25 protein-coding genes are annotated in these 23,144 nt (G+C 70.4%); 16 read left to right on the forward strand and 9 right to left on the reverse strand.

From position 1 onward, the window contains the following. Nucleotides 1-11: 11 nt before the first annotated feature. Genes pabB through ACFV9C_RS36350 form a run of 8 tightly spaced genes read left to right on the forward strand, consistent with a single transcriptional unit; the run spans nucleotide 12 to nucleotide 6,027 of the window. Complete coding sequence (gene pabB, locus ACFV9C_RS36315; protein ID WP_380200938.1) at nucleotides 12-1,361, forward strand: aminodeoxychorismate synthase component I; 1,350 nt, start codon at nucleotides 12-14, stop codon at nucleotides 1,359-1,361. Further along, nucleotides 1,354-2,052: an aminotransferase class IV gene (locus ACFV9C_RS36320; RefSeq protein ID WP_380200941.1), complete on the forward strand. Its 699-nt coding sequence runs from the start codon at nucleotides 1,354-1,356 to the stop codon at nucleotides 2,050-2,052. Before pabB ends, ACFV9C_RS36320 begins: the two co-directional genes overlap by 8 nt. 57 nt (nucleotides 2,053-2,109) lie before the next feature. Further along, a complete protein-coding gene (locus ACFV9C_RS36325) occupies nucleotides 2,110-3,009 on the forward strand; it encodes an SPFH domain-containing protein (RefSeq protein WP_380200943.1) in 900 nt (299 codons plus the stop codon). Nucleotides 3,010-3,019: 10 nt separating this feature from the next. Beyond that, nucleotides 3,020-3,229 (forward strand): hypothetical protein, encoded by a 210-nt coding sequence (locus ACFV9C_RS36330; protein WP_380200945.1) that lies wholly within the window; start codon nucleotides 3,020-3,022, stop codon nucleotides 3,227-3,229. Then, complete coding sequence (locus tag ACFV9C_RS36335; RefSeq protein WP_380200947.1) at nucleotides 3,222-3,974, forward strand: GPP34 family phosphoprotein; 753 nt, start codon at nucleotides 3,222-3,224, stop codon at nucleotides 3,972-3,974. Before ACFV9C_RS36330 ends, ACFV9C_RS36335 begins: the two co-directional genes overlap by 8 nt. Nucleotides 3,975-4,028: 54 nt before the next feature. Continuing rightward, nucleotides 4,029-4,382: a GntR family transcriptional regulator gene (locus ACFV9C_RS36340; protein WP_380200949.1), complete on the forward strand. Its 354-nt coding sequence runs from the start codon at nucleotides 4,029-4,031 to the stop codon at nucleotides 4,380-4,382. After that, on the forward strand, nucleotides 4,382-5,278 hold the full coding sequence (locus ACFV9C_RS36345; RefSeq protein ID WP_380200951.1) for an ATP-binding cassette domain-containing protein: 897 nt from the start codon (nucleotides 4,382-4,384) through the stop codon (nucleotides 5,276-5,278). The genes ACFV9C_RS36340 and ACFV9C_RS36345 overlap by 1 nt, the downstream gene beginning before the upstream one ends. Further along, a complete protein-coding gene (locus tag ACFV9C_RS36350; protein WP_380200953.1) occupies nucleotides 5,275-6,027 on the forward strand; it encodes a hypothetical protein in 753 nt (250 codons plus the stop codon). The genes ACFV9C_RS36345 and ACFV9C_RS36350 overlap by 4 nt, the downstream gene beginning before the upstream one ends. A gap of 326 nt (nucleotides 6,028-6,353) precedes the next feature. Here the strand turns inward: ACFV9C_RS36350 and ACFV9C_RS36355 are convergent, their stop codons facing one another. The 5 genes from ACFV9C_RS36355 to ACFV9C_RS36375 form a co-directional block, all read right to left on the reverse strand. Beyond that, complete coding sequence (locus tag ACFV9C_RS36355; RefSeq protein ID WP_380200955.1) at nucleotides 6,354-8,096, reverse strand: glycogen debranching protein; 1,743 nt, start codon at nucleotides 8,094-8,096, stop codon at nucleotides 6,354-6,356. Between the two features lie 32 nt (nucleotides 8,097-8,128). Next, nucleotides 8,129-9,121 carry a hypothetical protein gene (locus tag ACFV9C_RS36360; protein ID WP_380200957.1) on the reverse strand — a complete coding sequence of 331 codons (993 nt, stop codon included), beginning with the start codon at nucleotides 9,119-9,121 and terminating at the stop codon, nucleotides 8,129-8,131. Nucleotides 9,122-9,160: 39 nt separating this feature from the next. Next, complete coding sequence (locus ACFV9C_RS36365; RefSeq protein ID WP_380200959.1) at nucleotides 9,161-10,159, reverse strand: LacI family DNA-binding transcriptional regulator; 999 nt, start codon at nucleotides 10,157-10,159, stop codon at nucleotides 9,161-9,163. Between the two features lie 72 nt (nucleotides 10,160-10,231). After that, nucleotides 10,232-10,993 (reverse strand): LLM class flavin-dependent oxidoreductase, encoded by a 762-nt coding sequence (locus tag ACFV9C_RS36370; RefSeq protein WP_380200961.1) that lies wholly within the window; start codon nucleotides 10,991-10,993, stop codon nucleotides 10,232-10,234. 34 nt (nucleotides 10,994-11,027) lie between these two features. Beyond that, nucleotides 11,028-11,768: an SDR family NAD(P)-dependent oxidoreductase gene (locus tag ACFV9C_RS36375; RefSeq protein WP_380200963.1), complete on the reverse strand. Its 741-nt coding sequence runs from the start codon at nucleotides 11,766-11,768 to the stop codon at nucleotides 11,028-11,030. A gap of 144 nt (nucleotides 11,769-11,912) precedes the next feature. On the opposite strand from ACFV9C_RS36375, the gene ACFV9C_RS36380 reads away from it, so the two are divergent. The 4 genes from ACFV9C_RS36380 to ACFV9C_RS36395 are packed head-to-tail and all read left to right on the forward strand — an operon-like array spanning nucleotide 11,913 to nucleotide 15,008. After that, nucleotides 11,913-13,385, forward strand: coding sequence for an AlkA N-terminal domain-containing protein (locus tag ACFV9C_RS36380; protein ID WP_380200965.1), 1,473 nt, complete (start codon nucleotides 11,913-11,915; stop codon nucleotides 13,383-13,385). Nucleotide 13,386: 1 nt separating this feature from the next. Further along, complete coding sequence (locus ACFV9C_RS36385) at nucleotides 13,387-13,941, forward strand: GNAT family N-acetyltransferase (protein WP_380200967.1); 555 nt, start codon at nucleotides 13,387-13,389, stop codon at nucleotides 13,939-13,941. After that, a complete protein-coding gene (locus tag ACFV9C_RS36390; RefSeq protein ID WP_380200969.1) occupies nucleotides 13,938-14,429 on the forward strand; it encodes a methylated-DNA--[protein]-cysteine S-methyltransferase in 492 nt (163 codons plus the stop codon). Before ACFV9C_RS36385 ends, ACFV9C_RS36390 begins: the two co-directional genes overlap by 4 nt. Before the next feature lie 27 nt (nucleotides 14,430-14,456). Continuing rightward, complete coding sequence (locus ACFV9C_RS36395; RefSeq protein WP_380200971.1) at nucleotides 14,457-15,008, forward strand: YdeI family protein; 552 nt, start codon at nucleotides 14,457-14,459, stop codon at nucleotides 15,006-15,008. A gap of 145 nt (nucleotides 15,009-15,153) precedes the next feature. On the opposite strand, the gene ACFV9C_RS36400 is transcribed toward ACFV9C_RS36395, so the two are convergent. Further along, nucleotides 15,154-16,371 carry a cation:proton antiporter gene (locus ACFV9C_RS36400; protein WP_380200973.1) on the reverse strand — a complete coding sequence of 406 codons (1,218 nt, stop codon included), beginning with the start codon at nucleotides 16,369-16,371 and terminating at the stop codon, nucleotides 15,154-15,156. 2 nt (nucleotides 16,372-16,373) lie between these two features. Further along, entirely contained in the window at nucleotides 16,374-16,877 is a 504-nt protein-coding gene (locus tag ACFV9C_RS36405; RefSeq protein ID WP_380200975.1) for a cation:proton antiporter regulatory subunit, read from the reverse strand. 124 nt (nucleotides 16,878-17,001) lie between these two features. On the opposite strand from ACFV9C_RS36405, the gene ACFV9C_RS36410 reads away from it, so the two are divergent. From ACFV9C_RS36410 to ACFV9C_RS36420, 3 genes are all read left to right on the forward strand, one after another. Beyond that, complete coding sequence (locus ACFV9C_RS36410) at nucleotides 17,002-17,544, forward strand: PadR family transcriptional regulator (RefSeq protein WP_380200977.1); 543 nt, start codon at nucleotides 17,002-17,004, stop codon at nucleotides 17,542-17,544. Next, the gene (locus ACFV9C_RS36415) at nucleotides 17,541-19,547 is read left to right on the forward strand and encodes an FAD-dependent oxidoreductase (protein WP_380200979.1); all 2,007 of its coding nucleotides are present in this window, start codon (nucleotides 17,541-17,543) and stop codon (nucleotides 19,545-19,547) included. The genes ACFV9C_RS36410 and ACFV9C_RS36415 overlap by 4 nt, the downstream gene beginning before the upstream one ends. A gap of 184 nt (nucleotides 19,548-19,731) precedes the next feature. After that, nucleotides 19,732-20,964 (forward strand): FAD-dependent monooxygenase, encoded by a 1,233-nt coding sequence (locus ACFV9C_RS36420; RefSeq protein ID WP_380200981.1) that lies wholly within the window; start codon nucleotides 19,732-19,734, stop codon nucleotides 20,962-20,964. On the opposite strand, the gene ACFV9C_RS36425 is transcribed toward ACFV9C_RS36420, so the two are convergent. Both ACFV9C_RS36425 and ACFV9C_RS36430 read right to left on the reverse strand, forming a co-directional pair. Beyond that, complete coding sequence (locus ACFV9C_RS36425; RefSeq protein ID WP_380200983.1) at nucleotides 20,914-21,504, reverse strand: TIGR03086 family metal-binding protein; 591 nt, start codon at nucleotides 21,502-21,504, stop codon at nucleotides 20,914-20,916. The two genes, ACFV9C_RS36420 and ACFV9C_RS36425, sit on opposite strands and share 51 nt — an antisense overlap. 67 nt (nucleotides 21,505-21,571) lie before the next feature. After that, nucleotides 21,572-22,150, reverse strand: coding sequence for an HhH-GPD-type base excision DNA repair protein (locus ACFV9C_RS36430; protein ID WP_380200985.1), 579 nt, complete (start codon nucleotides 22,148-22,150; stop codon nucleotides 21,572-21,574). A 79-nt stretch (nucleotides 22,151-22,229) separates the two neighbouring features. Between ACFV9C_RS36430 and ACFV9C_RS36435 the strand changes: the two genes are divergently transcribed. Beyond that, nucleotides 22,230-23,123: a GntR family transcriptional regulator gene (locus ACFV9C_RS36435; RefSeq protein WP_380200987.1), complete on the forward strand. Its 894-nt coding sequence runs from the start codon at nucleotides 22,230-22,232 to the stop codon at nucleotides 23,121-23,123. Nucleotides 23,124-23,144: the final 21 nt, after the last annotated feature.

Below are 23,144 nucleotides of genomic sequence, written 5' to 3' on the forward strand. Positions count from 1 at the left end.
ACGGTGTGCCTGTGAGTGCGCTGCGCTGGTCCGTCCGGACGCTCGACCGGGCGCTCGACGGTGAGACGGTCTACCGCGAGCTCCTGGCTGCCGAGCCGGTCGCCTACTGGCTCGACGGCAGCCTGACCGACCGGACACCACGGCACGTGTCGGTCCTCGGTACGACGACCGCGGGCGTGGTGTCGCGCAACGTTGCCGACGGCGATGTGTTCTCTGAACTGAAGGGCCTGCTCGCGGAGCGTTCTGCTGAGCCGCCGGTCGAGCTCACCGGGCTGTTCTGCGGCGGGTACGTCGGGTACTTCGGGTACGAGCTGAAGGCGCTCACCGGCGGAGTCGCCGCGCACGAAGCCTCGACGCCGGACGCGTTGTGGATCTGGGCGGACCGGTTCGTCGTCATCGACCACGACCGCGACCGGACCCACCTGGTCGCGCTCGACGGCGGCGAGGACTGGCTGGACCGGGCCGAGCAGGCCGCGACGGACTGGTGGATGGGCCGGGTCGACGCGCCCGCGATCGCCCGGCTCGACCTCGAGTCGCACCTGGAACAGGACCGCACGACGTACCTGGCCGGCATCGCGCGGGTGCTCGCGGAGCTGGAGGCGGGGGAGACGTACGAGGTCAACCTGACGAACCGCGTCCGGCTGCCCGCGGTCCCGGACCCGTTCGAGTTCTTCTGCTGGCAACGCTCCGCGAACCCGGCGCCGTACGCCGCCTTCCTCCGGTACGGCGACCTCGCGGTGGCCAGCTCGTCGCCCGAGCGGTTCCTGACCGTGGACGGCGACGGGTGGGCCGAGTGCCGCCCGATCAAGGGCACCGCGCCGCGGGCCGACGACCCGCTGACCGACCGGCTCGCCGCGAAGGCGCTGGCCGAGGACGACAAGACCCGCGCCGAGAACCTGATGATCGTCGACCTGATCCGCAACGACCTCGGCCGGGTGAGCATCCCGGGGACCGTGACCGTGCCGCAGCTGATGCAGGTCGAGAGCTACCGCACGGTCCACCAGTTGGTGACGACGGTCCGCGGGAGGCTGCGCGCCGGCGTGAGCGCGGTGGACGCCGTACGGGCGTGTTTCCCGCCGGGGTCGATGACCGGGGCGCCGAAGATCCGGACCATGCGGATCATCGACGAGCTGGAGCCGAGCGCGCGCGGGGTGTACTCCGGGGCGCTCGGCTACCTGACCGTGGACGGGCGGGCGGACCTGAGTGTGGTGATCCGGACGGCGGTGCTGACGCCGGACGCGACCGTGATCGGGGCGGGGGGTGCGATCGTGCTCGACTCGGACCCGGTCGCGGAGTACGACGAAATGGTGCTGAAGGCAACGGCTGCCGTCGGCGGATCGGTTGGGGGAGTCAATGAGTGACCTGTTGGTGGCGGATTCGTTTCTGGTTGCCAATGGCAAGGTTCGGGGGCTGGAACTGCACCGGGACCGGTTCGTCCGGTCGTGTGCCGCGGCGGGAGTGGCCGCGGAACGGTTCTGGGACGAGCAGCTCGCGCGGTTGCCCGGGTTCGGGCGGTGGTTCCCGCGGTTCGAGTTGCACGGGTCGGGGGAGCCGGCGGTGCAGTTGCGGCCGGCACCGCCGACGGGCGGGCGGGTGCGGGTCGCCGTCCACGACGGTCCGGATCCGCGGACGGCGCCGCGGGTGAAGGGGCCGGATCTGGAACTGCTCGGCAAGCTTCGGGAGAGCGCTCCGGATCGGGCGGACGAGATCCTTTTGCTGGACGCGGACGGGACGGTGCTCGAGGCGGCGTACTCCGCCGTCGCCTGGTGGGAGGACGACACCCTCTGCTTCCCGCCGTCGGACCGCCCGCTCCTGCCGTCCGTCACCGCGGCCCTCCTCCGCCGGATCGCCGCTGCCCAGGGGATCGAGGTGTCCGAACACCCGATCACTCCGTCGGCCCTCGCGGACAGCACCGAAGCCTGGCTCGTCAACGCCCTGCACGGCATCCGCCCCATCCACGCCTGGGGTCCGTCCGCCATCGACCCGCTCCCCAACTCGAACTCCACCGCCTGGCAGACCCAGCTCGAGGCGCTTGCCACCCGTCTCCCCTGACGCTTGCTAAAAGTGATATCACTTTGCTACCTTGAAGCTATTCGAGAGGAGCATGTGATGACGGATGTGGTGGTGGAGATGCCGGCCCCGAAGGTGACCGAGCGGGCCGGCTGGGAGCGGAACGGGTGGCCGTTCGCGGGTTTGGTACTGGTGCTGGCGGTGCTCGCCGTGCTGGCGTTCGTCCTGAGTGGCGGCAACGGCTGGATCGTCGGGCTCGGTGTCGTCATTGTGGTGGCCACGGTGATCGTCGCCGCCGGGCTGACCGCGGTGTCGCCGGGCCGCGCGCGGGTCCTGCAGCTCCTCGGGCAGTACGCCGGGACCGTCCGGACCACCGGGCTTCGCTGGGTGGTGCCGATCGCGACCCGGCGCGAGGTGTCGACCCGGATCCGCAACCACGAGACCGCGGTCGCCAAGGTCAACGACGCCGACGGCAACCCGATCGAGATCGCCGCCGTGGTGGTCTGGCAGGTCGAGGACACCGCGCAGGCGATGTTCGAGGTGGACGACTTCGTCGAGTTCGTGGCGATCCAGACCGAGACCGCGGTCCGGCACATCGCCAACAGCTACCCGTACGACGTGCACCCCGAGGAGGCGGTGCTGTCGCTGCGGGACAGCACCGACGAGATCACCGAGAAGCTGTCGGCGGAGATCGGCGCCCGGGTGCAGGCCGCCGGGGTGCGGGTGATCGAGTCCCGGATCACGCACCTGGCCTACGCGCCGGAGATCGCCCAGGCGATGCTGCGCCGCCAGCAGGCGGGCGCGGTGGTCGCGGCCCGGACCCGGATCGTCGAGGGCGCGGTCGGCATGGTCGAGCTGGCGCTGGACCGGCTGTCCGAGCATCAGGTGGTGGAGCTGGACGAGGAGCGCAAGGCGACCATGGTCAGCAACCTGATGGTGGTGCTGTGCGGCGACCGGGACGCGCAACCGGTCGTCAACACCGGCTCGCTCTACCAGTAGCGCGGTCGCCGTGGCTGTCGAACGCAAGAAGATCCTGCTCCGGCTGGATCCCGCCGTGCACGACGCCCTCGCCCGCTGGGCGAACGACGACCTGCGCAGCACCAACGCCCAGATCGAGTACCTGCTTCGTCGCGCCCTGGCCGAGGCCGGCCGGCTTCCGGCCGGTGTGACCAAGCAACGCCGGCCGGGCCGCCCGTCCAAGGAGGAAGACGATGAGTAGAAGGACAATGGCGCCGACCCAACGAGGCCCGCGTCTTCCCGCCGGCCCGGCCGGCGCCGGGCACGGTGGGGGAGTGCGTCAGGCGCGGGACGCGGTGGTTGCTCTTGGCAACAGTCGGCTGCCGGAATCCTTGGCTGCGAGGCTCTTCCTGCTCGCGTACGATCCGGCGCGCAGCCGGTTGACGGCGCGGTCGAAGCTCGGGAAGGTGCTGCGGGCCGCCGTGCTGGTCGACCTGCAGCTGAACGGGAACGTCGACGACGACAGCGGGCGGGCCCGGGTGACGACGGGTCGGGCGCCGGCGGATCCGGTCGCGGCCGGGGTGCTCGAGGAGCTCCGGGCCGTCGGGCCGCGGCGCTGGCGGCACTGGATCGATCGGCGGGGCGGTACGACCGTGCGGCAGGTCCGGGACGAGCTGGCCCGCGCGCATCTGATCAAGGTCGAGCCGCATCGCGTGCTCGGCATCATCCCGGCGGACCGGATCACGCTCCGGCATCCGCTGGTACGGCGAGACGTACTGCGGACCGCGCAGGACACGCTGCGCCCGTCGCGGCTGGTGTCGCGGGTGGACCTCCGGGACGCCTCGGTCGTCGTACTCGCGGCTACCGCTGATCTGCGGACGGTCGTGACGAAGGATCAGCGCACGCGGCACAAGGACCGGCTGGCGCAGCTTGCCGTCCGGGTGGGGCCCGTCGTCCCGGCCTTGAAGAAGTCGCTCCAGCAGTCGCAGTACTCCGCGGCTGGCTGACCCCGGCGCGGTGCTACGGTCCATCACTCAACCGAAGAACCAAGGGGGGTTCGGGTGTTCGACGACCGGAGTCCGATCTACCTGCAGATCGCGGACCAGATCAAGAACGACATCGTCAGCGGTGTGCTGGCCGAGGACGAGCAGGTGATGTCGACCAACCAGTACGCCGCCTTCTACCGGATCAACCCGGCGACCGCGGCCAAAGGGTTCGCGCAGCTGGTCGACGACGGGATCCTCTACAAGAAGCGCGGGATCGGCATGTTCGTCGCGCCGAACGCCCGCGACCTGCTCCGGACCGGCCGGCGGGACTCGTTCTTCGCCGAGGTCGTCGACCCGATGATCCGGGAGGCGAAGGCGATCGGGATCCCGTTGACCGACATCGTCCAGCACATCGGGGGTGCGAGCTGATGACCACCGCGTTGACCGTCCGCACCGAGGAACTGTCGGTCCGGTTCGCCGGGGTGCCCGCGCTGGATCGGCTCGACCTGCGGCTGGCGCCTGGCAAGATCCACGGGCTTCTCGGTCGGAACGGTTCCGGCAAGAGCACGCTGGCCGCCACGCTCGCCGGGTTCCGCCGGCCGGACGTCGGGCGGGTGCTGATCGAAGGCGGCGACCTCGGCCCGGCGCAGGAGCCGTACGAGAACGCCGTCGTCACCAGCCGGGTGTGCCTGATCCGCGAGTCCGGCGACGTACCGGACGCCGTACCGGTGAAGCACGCGGTCCGGCTGGCCGCGGCGCTCCGCCCGTACTGGGACGCCGACCTCGCCGCCGACCTGATGGACCGCTTCGAGATCCCGCAGAACAAGAAGATCCAGAAGCTCTCCCGCGGTCAGAAGTCCGCGCTCGGTGTCGTGCTCGGACTCGCCAGCCGTGCACCGCTGACGATCTTCGACGAGAGCTACCTGGGCATGGACGTCCCGTCCCGGAACCTGTTCTACGACATGCTGCTCGCCGACTACGCCGAGGTGCCGCGCACGATCGTGCTCTCGACACACCTGGTCAGCGAGGTCAGCGCGATGCTGGAGGAAGTCGTGATCCTCGACAAGGGCCGGCTCGTCACCCAGTCGCCGGTGGACGCGCTCCGGGGCCGCGGAGCCTCGATCGTCGGCCCCGCCGCGGCGGTCGACGAGTTCACCGCCGGGTTCACGGTGCTCGCGGAGGAGCGGCTGGGCCGCACGAAGTCCACCACAGTGCTCGGCGACCTGGACCCGGCGCTCCTAGCCCAGGCAGCCACGGCCGGCCTGGAGGTCGGCCCGGTCGGTCTGCAGGACCTGTTCGTCCACCTCACGGGAGCCCAGTCATGAGTACGGCGGTATTGCCGCGGGCCGCCACCGACAGCCACCGGCTTCGGCAGTCCGTGCTGTCGATGGTGATCGGTCTCCGGCCGATGCTGACCGGCTACTGGGCCGTGATGGTGTTCGCGCTGTTCTTCGTCGGCCTGCTGATCCAGGTGCTCTCCGGCGGTGTCACCGCGAGCGCCTGGGACTACGGGACGCAGTCGCCGAAGTACTTCTCGATGGCGATCGGCATCACGATCACCCCGGCGTACTTCTCGCTGCTGGTCTCGCAGGGCATCACCCGGCGGATGTTTTCGGTTGCCGCGGGCATCTATCTGACCGGTGCCGCGGTCGCGACCTCGGTGCTGTGGGTGCTGGTCTACCAGCTGGAGCGCGGGCTGTACGCGTGGCAGGGCTGGTCGGACAAGCTGACCAACGCGCACCTGTTCGGCGACCCGTCGCAGGTGGGGCTGATCTTCGCGGAGTTCTTCCTGATGATCCTGGCCCACGAGGTGACCGGCTGGCTGCTCGGGATCACGTTCGTCCGGTTCGGGGTCTGGCGCGGGATCCTGATGCTCCCACTCGCGTTCCTGCCGGCCGTGGCCGCCGAGCTGCTCCTGGTCGCGCAGTGGCTCGCGGGCATCCTCACCAACGTCGGCTATCACCGGCCGCCGCTCGCGGTCGCCGTACCCCTGGTGCTCGTGGTCAGCGCGCTCGGCCTGTACGCCGGGTACCGTCTCCTGCAGCCGATGGCGGTCAAACCTCCTAAGGGCTAAGACACGTTATGCACAGGGGGTGTGCATAACTCGGGCTGTTCCTGTGGATGATCACGTGATCGCTGTGGACGACCGAATCTGTCGTCCGGAAAGGCTTGTGCCGACGTCGCCGACGGGCGTAGAAATGTCGATACGTTGCCTCGGATCGGGGTAGCGGGTCGAACGGAAACCGAGGGCCCTCGCGGTGGGGATCCCCACCGAGGTAGACCGGTGACGGGGTCTGCCGGCCTCCACGGACCCGGATCGGGAAGCTGGAGACGTCACTTTCCTTCAGCTGTGCGGGCCCCTCCGACTCATACGCGGAGGGGCCCCACCTTTGTCCGTGCTTACTGCAGCGTGATCACCAGGGTCGTGTGCGCACCGCGTGCCGGCACGTGGACCTCGGTTCCGCGACTGGTGGTGACGAGCTGGTACGCCGCTGCGTGCCCGTTCACCGTCACGCCCCGGACCTTCGCGCCGGACGGCAGCACCGCGCCCGCGGTCAGCGCCGCGCCGACACCCTTCGCGGTCACGTCGGTCGTCAACGCCTTACCGGCAAGGCTCGCGGACACGTCCACCGACCCGCTGCCGACCCGGATGTTGCTCCCGGCCACCTTCGGCTGGCCCTGCGGGAGCTGCGGTACGACGGAGATCCGCCCGTGGCCAAGATCCGGGTCGACGCCGAGCTGCTGGTGGACCACCGGCCAGAGGATGCCGTACGTACCCCACGCCTGCAGCGCCATCGAGCGGTCGTAGAACGCCCGGCCGATGTTCGCGGGGGAGTCGGGCGACGGCGCGATCTCGGGCATCGCACCCGGCGTCTCCCACACCTTCGGGTCGAGCTGGATCCGCGCGTTGCCGGTGGTGTACACCTGCTGCTGCTTCGTGCCCAGGCGGCCGAAGTTGCCCTCGGCAACCGCCATGATCGAGGTGTTCAGGCCGAAGATGCTGCGCTCGCTCGGCACCTGCGACACGATGCCGTCACAGGACGCGCCCGGGTTGCCCTTCGGGTCCGAGGTCGGGCCGGTGCCGGTGTGGAACAGGCCGAACTCCCCGGTGTAGCAGGGCGTCTCGCGCTGGTCGAGGGCGACGTTCGCGTGCTCGGCCGACGCCAGCGGGGACGTGCCATTCGGGCGGGTCAGCTCCGCCTCCATCGGGGTCACGCCGATCCAGTGCCGCTGGAAGATCGGGGTGTTGTCGTTCGCCGGGTTCGCCGGGTCGTCGATCGAGTCGGCGTACCCCATCGCCTTCGGCACCCACCACTGCGCCTCGAAGCGGGACTCCAGGTCGTTCGCCTTCGCGGTCGCCCACTGCTCGGTCTTTGTGTCGTGCTTGGACGCGGCGAGGTCGGCCAGGTCGCGCAGCCCGCGGGCGAGGTACACGGTGCTGTCGAGCTTCTCGACGCCCATGCCGGCGCGTTCGACGTTGGCGAGACCCTCGGGCCAGCCGTCGCCGTCCTTGTCGAGGTTCTTGTAGACGTACTGCAGGTTCCGGACGGAGAAGTCGTACATCTCGTCGCGGAACTTGTTGTCACCCGTCCAGCGCCAGAGCAGCGCGACCGTACTCGGGAACTTCACCGTCTCGTCCGTGTTGCCCGCGCTCTGGTTCGAGCCGAAGTACACGTCGCCGGTCGGCGTCACCTCGTGCGCGACCTTGCCGCTGCGGTTGTTCAGGATGTCGCTGACGTCGCGGAGCGCTTCGAGATGCTCCTTGACCGTGTCGAACTGACCTGCTGCGACAGCCGCGAAAGCGGTGTACTCGCCGTCGGTCGCGAACAGCCACGGGTAGTCCGGGAAGCCCGCCCCGAACCACCGCGCGGTCGGCACGGACCCGAGCGGCGCCGGGTAGTCCTTGCCCTCGTTGACGTCGCGGATCTGCAGGTTGTTCGCCTGCTGCACCGAGTCGGCGAGATTCTGCTTGCTCCACTCGACGCTCTGCTGCAGCAGCCGGTCACCAGGCAGGTCCACTGCGGACTGAGCGTCGATCTGGGCGCGTGCCGCGGCCTTTGCCCGCAGCAACATGTCGGGGTTGCTCAGCGCCTTGCGGTACTCGCCCTCGGCGGCCTTGCTGCCCTGGTCCGACCCGGCCACGGCGAACCAGATCGTCTTCTGCTCGCCGGCCTTCAGCGGTACGTCGTACGTGAGGCCGCCGCCGTGCCCTTGCCGGTGAGCGAGTCGTCGCAGCGCGCGGGCGTCGTACCGTCCTTCGGGCAGATCACCGCCGGGCTCTGCGGGCCGCGGTGGTCCGCGCCGAGAGTGTGGTCCGCCGGACGCAGGGACGATCCGACGAACGCGGCGAAGTCGTGCGGCTTCGCGTTCGGGTACGACGGGGTGCCCTGCTCGCGGAACCGGAGCGCGCCGTCGACGAAGTCACCGGTGTCCGGCAGGTTCGCGGCGTCGGACGTCGGGGAGGTCCAGTCCCACGGGTACGGCTGCATCAGCTCGGAGTGGGCGTCGACGGTCAGCTCGACCGTCTTCGCCGTACTCGAGGTCAGCGTCAGGCCGACCAGGGTGGCGCGGATGCCGTCCGGGACGAAGTCGGTACGGCGGACGTTGACCGGGCCGGAGTAGTCGATCCGGCTGTAGCCGTGGCCGCTGGTGTACTTCGCGGCCGGCACCTGCTTGCCGAGCCAGTTCCCGTCGAGGCCGAACCAGATGCCGTCCAGCAGCTTGATCGGCTGCGTCCAGAAGCCGCCCATCTCGCCGCGGACGTGCCAGCCCGCGGCGGGGTAGAGGCCGGACTCGTCGCCCATCGCGTAGGCGCGATCGCCGACCACCAGCGAACGCCGGTCCTGCAGGCGGGTGGTCTCAGACAGCTCGGACGGACCGGTCGCCGTCGCGCTCGCGGCAGTCGTGTCGGCCGTCCCTTCCGCGCTTGCGGCGCCTGTCGCGCCTGCGGCGGCAGCGCTGGTGGGGGACGGCCCGGCGAGTGCGGAGGCTGAGCCGGCCAGGATGGTTGCGGTGGCGAGCAGCGCGACGCCGACGGCGCGCCGGACCGGCGCCTTCGCGTTGACCGCGGCCTTCGCCGGGCCGGTGCTCGGCCCACGGCGGACCGGCCCGCGCTGGACCGGCGGCGAGCTCGCTCGGCTACTTCGGTTGGTGGGATCGGGAGTCATGGCGGTTCCTCCTTCTCGCGGCGCCGGGGGAGCGCCGGGTCAGCCAGGGGCGGAGCTGCCCCTGATCACCAGTTCGGGCAGCAGCAGCCGTTCGGTGGGCTGCTGCTCGCCGGTGAGGATCGTGATCAGCTCCTCGGCGATCCGGTCCATCGGTTGCCGGAGGCTGGTCAGGCCGGGAGAGACGACCTCGGCGAGCGGCGAGTCGTCGTACCCGACCACGCCGATGTCGACACCGGCGACGAGCTTGCGGGCGGTCAGCTCGCGGAGCGCGCCGAGCGCGAGAACGTCGCTCAGGGCAACGATCCCGTCGAACTCGCGGCCCGAGTCGAGCAGCCGCGCCGTACCGCGGGCGCCCTCCTCGATGCTGTCCGCGCGGCACCGGACGGCCAGGCCGGTGGTCGGTACGCCGAGGTCCCTGCAGGCGGTACGCCAGCCGGCCAGGCGGTCCTCGGCGAGCCCGGACGACTTCGGCCAGCCCAGGAAGGCGATCCGGCGGCGGCCGGTGTCGTACAGGTGCCGGACCGCGATCGCGGAACCGGTCGCACCGTCGACGTCCACCCAGGGGCCCGGCTGCGTGGTCTGCTTCCACACCCGGCCGAAGCTCACGAACGGGATGCCCTGCTGCTTCAGCCAGCCGTGCCGCGGGTCGTGCGTCTCGGTCTGCGACAGCACGAACCCGTCGACCATCCGGCGGGCGTGCAGGTCGTCGTACGTCGGCATGCCGTCGACGCCGGGCGGTGCGGTGAACAGCAGGATGTGCCGGCCGGTGCGTTCGGCGGCGGCACAGAGGGCGTGCAGGAACTGGTCCATCACCAGGTGCGTCTGGTTCGGCCAGTTCGGCACGCAGTACCCGATCAGCTCCACCGCGCTGGTGCGCAGGCTGCGGGCGTTACGATTGGGCCGGTAGTTCAGGAGTTCGATCGAGCGGTTGACGCGTTCGAGCGTGTCGGCGCGGAGCCGGTGCGGGGCGTTGAGAGCGTTCGACACCGTCTGGACGGACACCTCGGCGTGGGCAGCCACCTGCTTCAACGTAGCCAAGGCGACCTCCCGCAGGTTTGAACGTTCAAATCACCCGCAGTCTCTCCCTGGTCCCGCCCCGCTGTCAACGGTTCAGATCCTCGGCGGTCCCTGCCGCACGATCGCCAGCGTGTCCTCGGCCGGTCCCGGCGCGATCCACCGTCCCCACCAGTCGGCGCCGGCCTCCGCGAGCGCCGCGGGATCCCCGCCACTCACCTTCACCTCGACCGCCCCGCCGGCCCGCAGCTCGCGCACATCCTCCGGCGTGATCTCCGTAGTCCCTTTGTACGCGCACGATCCACCCCACCTCCGGATCCTTCGCCGTACCGCGGGAACCAACAAGTTGCCCCCTACCCAGATCGGCACCCGCTGCTGCACCGGTCGTGCCGTCAGCCGCACGTTGTCCAGCGCGTAGTGCTTCCCGCCGCAACTGACCGGCTCGCCGGTCCACAGTCGCTCGATGATCTCCAGCCCTTCGTCGAGCATCTCCGCGAGCACCCGCGGGCTTCGTCGCTCGAGGAACGGATCCCCGGGGTCACCACTTCCGACCCCGAGGATCATCCGCCCGCCGGACAGGTGATCCAGCGCGACCACCTCGGCCGCCACCTGCCACGGATGCCTCCGCGGCAACGGCGTCACCGTCGTACCGATCCGGATCCGCTCGGTTGCGGTCGCGATCGCCGCGAGGCAGATCCATGGGTCGTACGTCGGCAGGCTCACGTCGCCCTGGTAGACGAGGTAGTCCTCCAGGAACAGCCCGTCCCACCCGGACCCCTCCACCACCCGCGCCAACTCCGCCAGCCCCCGCGGATCCCGCCCCGCCCCAGCCGCACCGACCGTCACCGAGAACCTCATGTCGCGCACGCTACGACGCTGGTCCGACAATTCGTCAGGCTGTGTGGCCGCCGGCGATGGTTAGTTCGGTGCCGGTGATGTAGGCCGTGTGCGGGCCTGCGAGGTACGTGATGGCGGCGGCTACCTCGGCTGGCGTGGCGAAGCGGGGGAGGGCCAGGTCGGCGAGTTGGGGTTCGGCGAAGGGGCCGGTGGCTGGGTTCATGTCGGTGTCGGTGGGGCCGGGCTGGACGACGTTCGACGTGATGTTGCGGGGGCCGAGTTCGCGGGCGAGGGCCTTGCTGAGGCCGGTCAACGCGGACTTGCTCATCGCGTAGAGCGTCATCCCGGGAGACGTGACCCGCTCGGCGGCGCAGCTGCCGAGGTGGATGAGGCGCGCCCCGTCGGACAGCAGCGGTACGGCGGCCTGTGTGGTCGCGTACACGCCCCGCACGTTGACCGCCAGCACCCGGTCGAGGTCGTCCAGCGAGATGTCGCCGATCGGCGCGATCGCCCCGACGCCCGCGTTGTTGACGAGAATGTCCAACCCACCAAGGGTTTCCGCGGCGCGCCGTACGCCGTCCGCCACCGCGACCGCATCACCCGCGTCGACCGCGAACGCGTACCCGCGCCGCCCCAGCCCCTCGATCTCCTTCACCACGGTCGCCGCCGCGTCCGCGGACGTGCTGTACGTGATCGCGACCTCGGCCCCGCGCTCCGCCAGCGCGACGGCGGTCGCCGCCCCGATCCCGCGGCTGCCGCCGGTCACCAGTGCCTTCTTGCCCAGTAGTTCGTTCATGTTTCAATCTCACCGCCCGGCGCCCCGCGAAGCTGGCGAGAATCCGCCACCGGATCCTCCCGTCGCATTCCCGCGAACCCACGGCGTACTTCGATGTCGTGAATCCGCTAGTGATTGCCGGTGGTGGCAGGGATGCTGGAGGGCGTGTACGAGTGCAGGGAGCGATGTGTCCGCGCGGTCCAGTCGAAGGACGCGCGGTTCGACGGGTGGTTCTTCACGGCGGTGCTGACCACGAAGATCTACTGCCGGCCGAGCTGTCCGGTGGTGCCGCCGAAGGTCGAGAACATGCGGTTCTACCCGAGCGCGGCGGCCGCCCAGCAGGCCGGGTTCCGGGCCTGCAAGCGGTGCCGGCCGGACGCCAGCCCGGGCTCCCCGGAGTGGAACGACCGCGCCGACCTGGTCGCCCGCGCGATGCGGCTGATCGCGGACGGCGTCGTCGACCGTGACGGCGTACCGGGGCTGGCCGCCAGGCTCGGGTACAGCATGCGGCAGGTGCAGCGGCAACTGCTCGCCGAGCTCGGCGCCGGACCGCTCGCGCTCGCCCGTGCGCAGCGCGCGCACACCGCCCGCCTGCTGATCGAGACGAGCGAGCTGCAGATGGCGGATGTCGCGTTCGCCGCCGGGTTCTCGAGCGTACGGACGTTCAACGAGACCGTGCAGGAGGTCTTCGCGCTCGCCCCGACGGAGCTCCGCCGCCGGGCTCGCCGCGGTACGTCGTCCGCCGCGCCCGGCACCATCTCGTTGCGGCTCCCGTTCCGCGCGCCGTTGACGCCCGACAACCTGTTCGGCCACCTGATCGCGACCGGCGTACCGGGAGTGGAGGAGTGGCGCGACGGCCACTACCGCCGGACGCTCCGGCTCCCGCACGGTCACGGGGTCGTCGCGCTCAAGCCGATGCCGGACCACATCGCCTGTCAGCTCTCGCTCACCGACCAGCGCGACCTCGCGATCGCGATCAGCCGCTGCCGCCGGATGCTCGACCTGGACGCGGACCCGGTCGCGGTCGACGACCTGCTCGGCACCGATCCCGTGCTCGCGCCGCTGATCGCGAAGGCGCCCGGCCGGCGGGTTCCGCACACGGTCGACGGCGAGGAGTTCGCCGTACGCGCGGTCCTCGGCCAGCAGGTGTCCACCGCCGCGGCGAGGACGCACGCGCATCGCCTGGTCCTGCAGCACGGCGAGCCGATCGAGGACCCGGGTGGTGGGCTGACGCATCTGTTCCCGACGATGCGGGCGCTGGCGGAGCTGGATCCGGAGACGCTGGCGTTCCCGAAGACCCGGCGTACGACGCTGACCACGCTGATCGGCACGCTCGCGAACGGCGACATCGACCTGGGCGCGGGCGCCGACTGGGACAAGGCCCGCGAGCAGCTGACGGCGCTGCCCGGGATCGGGCCGTGGACGGTCGAGTCGATCGCGATGCGGGCGCTCGGCGACCCGGACGCCTTTGTGGCCAGCGATCTCGGGATCCGGTACGCCGCGCGTGACCTAGGCTTGCCCGAGGCCCCCAAACCACTGACCGACCACGCCCGCGCGTGGCGGCCCTGGCGTGCGTACGCGGTGCAGTACCTGTGGGCCACCGGTGACCATGCGATCAACAAGATCCCTGTGGAGTGAGATGACCGAGCTGACGACCGATCGCCTGCTGCTGCGGAACTGGCGCGACTCCGACCGCGATCCGTACGCCGAACTGAACGCCGATCCGGCCGTGATGGAACATTTCCCGGCGCCGCAGACGCGTGAGCAGAGCGACGGGCTGATCGACCGGAACCGCCCGCTGATCGACGAGCGCGGCTGGGGGCTGTGGGCGGTGGAGGTGCGGGAGACCGGTGAGTTCATCGGCTTCACCGGGTTGTCGGTGCCGAGCTTCGAGGCGCACTTCATGCCGGCCGTGGAGATCGGCTGGCGGCTCGCCAAAGGGGCCTGGGGCAACGGGTATGCGAGTGAGGCGGCGCGGGCGGCGCTGGCGCACGGGTTCGGGCCGGGCGGACTGGACGAGATCGTGTCGTTCACCGCGACCACGAACGTGCCGTCGCAGCGGGTGATGCAGCGGATCGGCATGGTGCACGACGCGGCCGGCGACTTCGACCATCCGCGGATCGAGGATGGGCACCGGCTGAAGCGGCACGTGTTCTACCGGATCGACCGCGCGCGGTGGGAGTCCACCCGGTGACGTACGCCGTCGTCGACAGCCCGCTCGGTCCGCTCACGCTGGTCGGGACCGAGGCGGGCGAGTTGACCGGCGTGTACATGGACCGGCAGCGGTACCGGCCGGACGAGAGCGGATTCGGGGACCGGGACGACGCGGCGCTGCCGGCGGTGGCGGAGCAGCTGGACGAGTACTTTCACCACGGGCGGACGAGGTTCGACGTACCGCTGCAGCTGGTCGGGACGGAGTTCCAGCGGCGGATCTGGGTGGCGTTGCGGGACATCCCGTACGGCGAGACCACGACGTACGGCGGGCTCGCGGCCGCGCTCGGGTTGAAGCCGCAGTCGGCGCGGGCGGTCGGGCTGGCGAACGGGAAGAACCCGATCAGCATCATCGTGCCGTGTCACCGGCTGGTCGGATCGACCGGGAGCCTGACCGGGTACGGCGGTGGGATCGAGCGGAAACGGGCGCTGCTGGATCACGAAGCCGGTGGAAAACTGCTCAGTTGGTGAGCACTTATCGGGCGCATGCTGGGTTCCATGATCGAGGAGCTGAACTGCGCGGGTGCTGACGAGTGGCGCGCCTGGCTGGAGACGAACAGCCGGAGTGAGCGCTCGGTATGGCTGGTTGTGCATCGGTCCGCGGACGGGCTGGATCTCGCGACGGCGGTCGAGCACGCGTTGTGCTTCGGGTGGATCGACAGCAAGACGGTACGGCGGGACGAGCGCACGACGCACCAGTGCTTCACGCCGCGGAATCCGCGCAGTACCTGGAGCAAGGTGAACCGCGAGCGAGTGGAGCGGCTGACCGCGGCCGGGCTGATGCGCCCGGCCGGGGAGGAGTTGGTGGCGGAGGCTCGACGTACCGGAACGTGGGACCTGCTGGCGGACGCGCAGAACCTGATCGTCCCGGACGACCTGCGGCTCGCGCTGGAGAACGAGCCGCCGGCAGCCGAGAACTTCCACGCCTTCGCACCCTCCGCCCGCCGCACGATCCTCGAATGGATCACCCTCGCCAAACGCCCGGAGACGAGAGCGCGACGGATCGCCGACACGGTCGGCCGAGCCGCAGCCGGCGAGCGCGCCCGCTAGGCGCAAACCACCTCATGCGCCCGCAGGGCGAGCCTCCTCCCGCGCCCACGGGGCGAGCCTCCTCCCGTGCCCGCAGGGCGAGCCTCCTCACGCGCTCGCAGGGCGGCTTCCTTCGCCGACCGTCACCCGCAGCGCGGGGCGGTGGTCAGCTCGGGGTGCCGGCGGTGTCCTCCAGGCGTTCGGCTGCGGGGGCCTCGGCTGGGGTCGGGGGTTTGCGGGTGAGGCGGCGGGCCAAGGGTTCGCTGTAGCGGGCGGCGACCGGGCCGAGGATCACCAGGATGAGGACGTAGGCGGTGGCCAGCGGTCCCAGCTTGGGTTCTACGCCGACGGCCAGGCCGGCGATGACGATCGAGAACTCGCCGCGGGCGACCAGCGTCCCACCGGCGCGCCAGCGGCCCGCCGTCGAGATGCCGGCGCGGCGGGCGGCGAACCAGCCCGTGGCGACCTTCGTCAGCGCGGTCAACACAGCCAGGCCGAACGCGACCGCCAGCACCGGCGGGATCTTCCGCGGATCCGTGCTCAACCCGAAGAACACGAAGAACACCGCCGCGAACAGGTCCCGTAGCGGACTCAACAGGTTCCGCGCACCGTGCGCGACCTCACCAGACAACGCGATGCCGACCAGGAACGCCCCGACCGCCGCCGACACCTGCAACTGCTGCGCGATCCCGGCAACCAGCAGCGTCAGGCCGAGTACGACGAGCAGCAGCATCTCCGGGTTGTCCGACGACACCGCCCGGCTGATCACCCGCCCGTACCGCAGCGCGATGAACAGGACGACGCTCACCGTCCCCAGCGAGATCAGCAACGTCATGCTCCCGCCGGCCAGCCCCACGCCCGCGAGCAGCGCGGTCAGGATCGGCAGGTAGACCGCCATCGACAGGTCCTCGAGGACCAGAATCCCCAGCACCACAGGCGTTTCGCGGTTACCGAGCCGGCCGAGATCGCCGACCACCTTCGCGATCACCCCGGACGACGAGATCCACGTGACGCCGGCCAGCGCGACCGCCGCCACCGGACCCCACCCGAGCAGCAACGCCACGGCCGCACCAGGCAACGCGTTCAGCAGGAAGTCGACCGCACCCGACACGTACTGCGTCTTCAGCGTCCCGACCAGATCGGACGCCGTGTACTCGAGCCCGAGCAGCAACAGCAGCAGGATGACGCCGATCTCGGCGCCGGTGGCAACGAACTCCTCGCTCGCGGCCAGCGGCAGCAGCCCGCCGTGCCCGAACGCCAGCCCGGCCAGCAGATACAGCGGAATCGGGGAGAATCCGAGCCGTCCGGCGATCCGCCCGAGCACGCCCAGGGCGAGGATGACTGCGCCGAGCTCGATCAGCAGCGCGGTGATGTTCTCGTGCATGCTCAGCCCCCCGCGATCAGATCGGCGACGGCGTCCACGCCCTCACGGGTGCCGACGACGACGAGCGTGTCCCCGATCGCGAACCGGAAGTCCGGCGTCGGTGACGGCGTCGCCCCGGTACGCCGCAGTACGGCCACGATCGACGCACCGGTCCGGCTACGGGCCTGGGTGTCGCCGAGGGTCCGCCCGGAGTACGGCGACTTCGCGGTCACCGGGATGTGTTCGGTGACCAGGTCGATCTCGATCTCGGCGCGGACCGGGTCGATCCGCTCGGGGACCAGCAGTTGCGCGAGTGCGGCCGCTTCGCCCTGGCCTAAGGGGACCGACGCCTGGCACTCGTCGTCGTCCTCCGGTTTGTGGAACCCGAGGAACCGGCGGCCGTCGTTGTGCACGACCACCGAGACGTGTTTCCCGGACTCGGTGACCAGGTCGTACCGGATGCCGATGCCGGGCAGCGTCGTCTTCGTCGGGTGGGCCTGGGCGTCCATGAGGTACTCCGAATCCATCGGTCGTCAATATAAGGCGTCTGCAATCAATTCTCTCAAACCGGACAAGCCAGGTGCGGACATGCGATGTGACATGAGATGCAATCAGGTGCAGTGCAACGAGTTGCATAGGTAGGCTCCGGTCATGGCGCTGGAGCACGCGATCCTGGTCTCGCTGACCGAGCGGGCCGGTTCCGGGTACGAGTTGGCCCGCCGGTTCGACCGCTCGATCGGCTACTTCTGGCCGGCCAGCCATCAGCAGATCTATCGGGTGCTGCGGCGGATGGACGAGGCCGGCTGGGTGAAGCACACCGAGATCGCGCAGGACGGCCGCCCGGACAAGAAGGTGTACCGGATCGCCGCCGCCGGCAAGGCCGAACTGACCCGGTGGCTGGCCGAGCCCGAGGACCCCGCCGTACTGCGGGACGGCCTGGGCGTGAAGCTCCGCGGCGCGTCGGCCGGCTCCCCGGAGGTCGTGCTGCGGGAGGTCGAGCGGCACCGGGCCGAGCATGCGACGAGGCTCGAGGTGTACCGCGGGATCCAGAAGCGCGACTTCCCGATACCGTCCACCCTGCGCGGCCGCGAACTGCACCAGTACCTCGTGCTCCGCGGCGGCATCCGCGCCGAGGAGTCGTTCACGGCCTGGTGCGACGAAGTGATCGAAGCCCTCCGGAAGGACAACCGATGACGGCCTACCCGCACCTGCTGGAACCGCTCGACCTCGGGCATGTGGTGCTGCCGAACCGGGTGATCATGGGGTCGATGCACACCGGGCTCGAGGATCGGTTGAGCGATCTGCCCAAGCTGACGGCGTACTTCGCCGAACGCGCCCGGGGCGGCGTCGGGCTGATGGTGACGGGCGGCTACGCGCCCAACCGGCAGGGCTGGCTGACGCCGTTCGGTTCCAAACTCACCAGCCCTCGCCAGGCCGCCGCGCATCGTCAACTGACCGACGCGGTGCATGCGGAGGGTGGCCGGATCGCGCTCCAGATCCTGCACGCCGGCCGGTACTCGTACCACCCGTTCAGCGTCTCCGCGTCCGCGGTGAAGGCCCCGATCAATCCGTTCAAACCCCGTGCGCTCTCGGATCGTGGTGTGATCCAGCAGATCACGGCGTACGTCGACTGTGCGGCGCTCGCCCGCGAGGCCGGGTACGACGGGGTCGAGATCATGGGCTCGGAAGGGTACTTCATCAACCAGTTCCTCTCCGAGCGGACGAACAAGCGGACCGACCGCTGGGGCGGCAGCCCGGAGAACCGGCGGCGGATCGCGGTCGAGATCGTCCGGCGGACCCGGGAGCGGGTCGGCCAGGACTTCCTGATCATCTACCGGTTGTCGATGGCGGACCTGGTCGAGGGCGGACAGAGCTGGGACGACGTGGTTGCGCTGGGCAAGGAGATCGAGGCGGCCGGCGCGTCGATCATCAACACCGGGATCGGCTGGCACGAGGCGCGGGTGCCGACCATCGTGACGTCGGTACCGCGGGCCGCCTTCACCAGCATCACCGCCGCGTTCAAGCCGCACGTGAACATCCCTGTCGTCACGTCGAACCGGATCAACCTGCCGCAGGTCGCCGAGGAGGTACTGGCGCGCGGCGACGCGGACCTGGTCAGTATGGCCCGCCCGTTCCTGGCCGATCCGGAATGGGTGCTGAAGGCAACCACCGACCGGGCGGACGAGATCAACGTCTGCATCGCCTGCAATCAGGCGTGTCTGGATCATGTGTTCGCGAAGAAGAAGGCGAGCTGCATGGTCAACCCGCGGGCGGTCCGCGAGACGGAGCTGCAACTGCTGCCGACCCGCCGTACGAAGAAGGTCGCGGTGGTCGGGGCCGGTCCGGCCGGGTTGGCGGCGGCGGTGACGGCGGCGGAGCGCGGGCATCGGGTGGAGTTGTTCGAAGCGGCGGAGGAAGTGGGCGGGCAGTTCGGGATCGCGCAACGGATCCCGGGCAAGGAGGAGTTCGCCGAGACGATCCGGTACTACCGCCGGCGGCTCGACCTCACCGGCGTGAAGCTGCACCTCGGGCGCCGGGCGGGCGCCGACGATCTGGCCGGGTTCGACGAGATCGTGCTCGCGACCGGCGTCGTACCGCGGGTGCCTTCCATCCCCGGGATCGACCATCCGAAGGTGCTCTCGTACGTCGACGTGGTGCGCGATCGGCGGCCGGTCGGGGAGTCGGTCGCGGTGATCGGGGCCGGTGGGATCGGGGTGGACGTGAGCGAGTTCCTGACCACCACGTCGCCGGATCTCGCGGCGTGGAAGGCGGAATGGGGTGTCGGCGATCCGACGCTGCTGCCGGGCGCGCTCGCCGTACCGCGGCCGGAGCCGTCGCCGCGGAAGGTCTACCTGCTGCAGCGAAAGCCGGGCAAGATCGGCGCCGGGCTCGGGAAGACAACCGGGTGGGTGCATCGGGCTGCCCTGAAGAACAAGCAGGTCGAGCAGCTCCGGGGCGTGAACTACGAACGCATCGACGACGACGGCCTGCACATCACCTTCGGCCCGAAACACGAGAAGCCACAGGTCCTCGCGGTCGACAACGTCGTGATCTGCGCCGGCCAGGAACCCGTCCGCGACCTGGTGGACGCGCTGACCGGCCACCCGGTCCACCTGATCGGCGGCGCCGACGTCGCCGCCGAACTCGACGCCAAGAGGGCGATCGAACAGGCGACCCGGCTGGCGCTCACGCTCTGAGGCCCTAACGACAGGAGGTAGTGCACCTTTTGGTGTCCTGGGAGCCTGAGCTGAGCGTGAAAATGGCTGCCGGCGGCGACTACCTCCTGTCGTTAGGGACCGTGCCCTAGTGCGCGCTGGTGCTCCACCCTCGATCTAGTGCACCGTGTACGGCGTACGCGCACTAGTTGAAGGGTGGAGAGAGATGAAGACTGTGCTGATTTCCGGTGGTGGGATTGCCGGGCCGGCGTTGGCGTTCTGGTTGCGGCGGTTCGGGTTCGCGCCGACGATCGTGGAGCTCGCGCCGGGGCCGCGGCCGGGTGGGCAGACCGTGGACCTGCGGGGTGTGTCCCGGGTGGTGGCCGAGCGGATGGGGCTGATGCCGGCGGTGGCCGAGCGGCAGGTGCACGAGCGGGGGCTCGTGTACGTGAAGGCCGACGGGCGGACGTCCGCGACCATGCACATGGAGGCGCTCGACGGCGCCGGACCGGTCGCCGAGATCGAGATCCTCCGTGGCGACCTGGCCGAGCTGCTGACGGCGGCGGTGAGCGACGTGGAGTTCGTGTACGGCGACTCGATCGCCGCGCTGGAGCAGGACGCCGACGGGGTCGAGGTCAGCTTCGCGAGTGGGGTGCGACGGCGGTTCGACCTGGTGATCGGCGCGGACGGCGTGCACTCCCGGGTCCGGCGGCTCGCGTTCGGGCCGGAGGAGGAGTTCGTGCAGCACCTCGGCGGCTACACGTCGTACTTCACGATCGAGTCGCCGGAGGACCTGGACGACTTCATGAAGATCTACACGGCGCCCGGCGGCCGCTGGGTGGCGCTGCGGCCGGACCGCGACCCGCGGTACGCGAAGGTGCTGCTGAGCTTCCGGTCGCCGGTCCTGAGCTACGACCGGCGCGACGTCGACGCGCAGAAGCGGCTCGTCCGCGAGCGGTTCGAGGGCCTCGGCTGGCACACCCCGCAGGTCCTGAAGGGCCTCGACGCGGCCGACGACTTCTACCTCGACACCACCAGCAAGGTCGTCGTACCGGACTGGTCGCGCGGGCGGATCGCGCTGGTCGGCGACGCCGGGTACTGCGGTTCGCCGATGGCCGGCCACGGTACGGCGCTGTCGCTCGTCGGGGCGTACGTCCTGGCGGGGGAGCTGGCCGCGGCGGCGGGTGATCCCGCCCGGGCGTTCCCGGCGTACCAGCAACGGATGCGGGCGTACGTCGCGCAGCGGATGGAGTTGCCGCCGGGCGGGCTCAAGATGGCGATGCCGATGTCCGCGTTCGGGATCGCGTACCGCGACTTCGTCCTCCGGGTGATGACGTCGAAGCCGATGTCCGGCGCGCTGAAGAAGATGGCCGGCGGTACGCCGGACGCGATCGACCTGCCCGACTACTCAGTCCAGCGGGGAGACCCACTCCGGGTTGCGGCCGAGGAGGCCGAGTAGCTGGTCGAGGTCGGGGGCGGTGCCGGACACCTTGACGCTGCGCTCGAACGCGTAACCGGGGCCGCGGTTCGCGTCGGTGTCGGGGATCCGGCGGGCCAGGGTGAGCGCCTGCTCGACCATGTCCGGCGGCGGCTTGTACGGGACGTCGATCGCGCGGGCCAGGTCCCAGGCGTGCACGATGCAGTCGAGCTGGTGGAAGGTCAGCGCGATCCGGCGCGGGAACGAGCCGAACTCGCGGACCTCCACCAGCCGGTCCAGCGCACCGCCGTCGGCGAACGCGTCGGCGACCTGCACGTTCGAACGCCGGTACGCACCGGACGGGTTGTCGGCGAGCCGGCCGCCGTTCCAGGTGTGCGCGGAGGCGGAGCCGTTCAGCGCGGCGGCGGCGAGGCCCTCGTTCTGGCTGACCAGGTGCCGCATCAGGCCGCGCACGGTCCAGTCCGGGCAGGGCGTGGGGAACCACAGTTGCTCGGGCCGTACCTGCATGACGACTTCCCCGAGTACCGCACCGGCCCGGCGATCCAGATCCCGGATGTCCATCCGCGCTCCTCCCGTTGCCTTAGTAACGATAAGGCTGGAAGGCTGACTTCGCAGGGAATCGCGCGGATCAGGCCTTCGCGGCGGCCTTCGCGGCCTTCTTGAAGTTGCGGACCTCCAGCAGCGAGGTGGCGTCGGTGACGTCCGCGATCGACCGCCGCGAGCCGCGGTCGCCGTAGTTGCCGGCGGCCTCGCGCCAGCCCTTCGGGGCCACGCCGCGCTGCTTGCCGAGCAGCGCGAGGAAGATCTTCGCCTTCTGCTCGCCGAACCCGGGCAGGGCCTTCAGCCGCTTCAGCACCTCGGCGCCGTCCGGCTTCGGGCGGCCGGCGAGCCAGATGTTGGCGGCGTCCCCGTCGTACTTCTCGATGATCTCCTGGGCCAGCGCGTGCACCCGGCGGGCCATCGAGCCGCCGTACCGGTGGATGGCCGGCGGCGTGACGCAGAGCTCGACGAACGTCTCCAGGTCGGTCGCGGCGATCTTGTGCAGGTCGAAGCCGTCCATCCGGTTCGCGATCTTCAGCGGGCCGGAGAAGGCGTGCTCCATCGGGTACTGCTGGTCCAGCAGCATGCCGACCAGCAGGGCGAACGGGTCGTCGTTGAGCAGTTTGTCGGCGTCCGGATTGCCGGTGAGTTGCAGTTCGCGCAGCATGCCGCCCATCTTGGCACGCGCCCGGCGCGTCGGCCGATGGGATAGTGCGCGTACGTCGTATGCGCACTAGGCTGGGCGGATGAGTGAAGCGCCGTACCAGGTCATCGCGGGGGAGTTGCGGCGGCGGATCGAGGCGGGCGAGTTGCTGCCGGGGGATCGGGTGCCGTCGACGCGCGCGTTGACGCGGGACTTCGGCGTGGCGATGGCGACCGCTACCAAGGCGTTGCAGGTCCTGCAGGCTGAGCGGCTCGTGCACGCCTCGCCCGGTGTCGGGACCGTCGTGGGTACGCCGCCGCGGGCTCGGCGTACCGCTGCCGCCGACGGTACGCCGGACCTGAACCGGGACGAGGTCGTCCGGATGGGCGTCGCGATCGCGGACACCGAGGGGCTGGCGGCGCTGTCGATGCGGCGGATCGCGGCCGAGCTCGGGGTGTCGACGATGGCGCTCTACCGGTACGTCGGCGGCAAGGACGCGCTCGTCGTACAGATGGTGAACGAGGTGATCGGGGAGTTCCCGCTCGGCGAGATCCCGGCGTACTGGCGGGACGCGGTGGCGATGGTGGCGCGCGTGCACTGGGCGGCGTACCGAAGGCATCTGTGGCTCGCGAGTGCGATCAGTCTGAGTCGGCCGCAGTTGGTGCCGCGGTTGCTGCCGCATACGAACGCGGTGCTCGGGGCGTTGCACGGGTTCGAGAAGCATGCGGCGATGTCGACGATGATCAGCCTGTTCGCGTACGTCCGGGGGATCGCGTTGGTGATGGAGTCCGAGGCGCAGGCCGAGCAGGACACCGGCGAGACGGCGGACGAGTGGGTGACGCGTCAGAGCGACCAGTTGGCGGCGATGATCGCGGCGGGGAATCTGGGGGCGTTCCAGGAGTTGCTGGCGGACGGGTTCGACTACGAGTACGACCTGGACCAGTTGTTCGAGTTCGGGCTCGGTGTGTTCCTGGACGGGTTGGAGGCCCGGCGGTGAGCAACCCGGCACGAGCCGGGT

The organism is Kribbella sp. NPDC059898 (genome assembly GCF_042730855.1).
Classification (GTDB): domain Bacteria; phylum Actinomycetota; class Actinomycetes; order Propionibacteriales; family Kribbellaceae; genus Kribbella.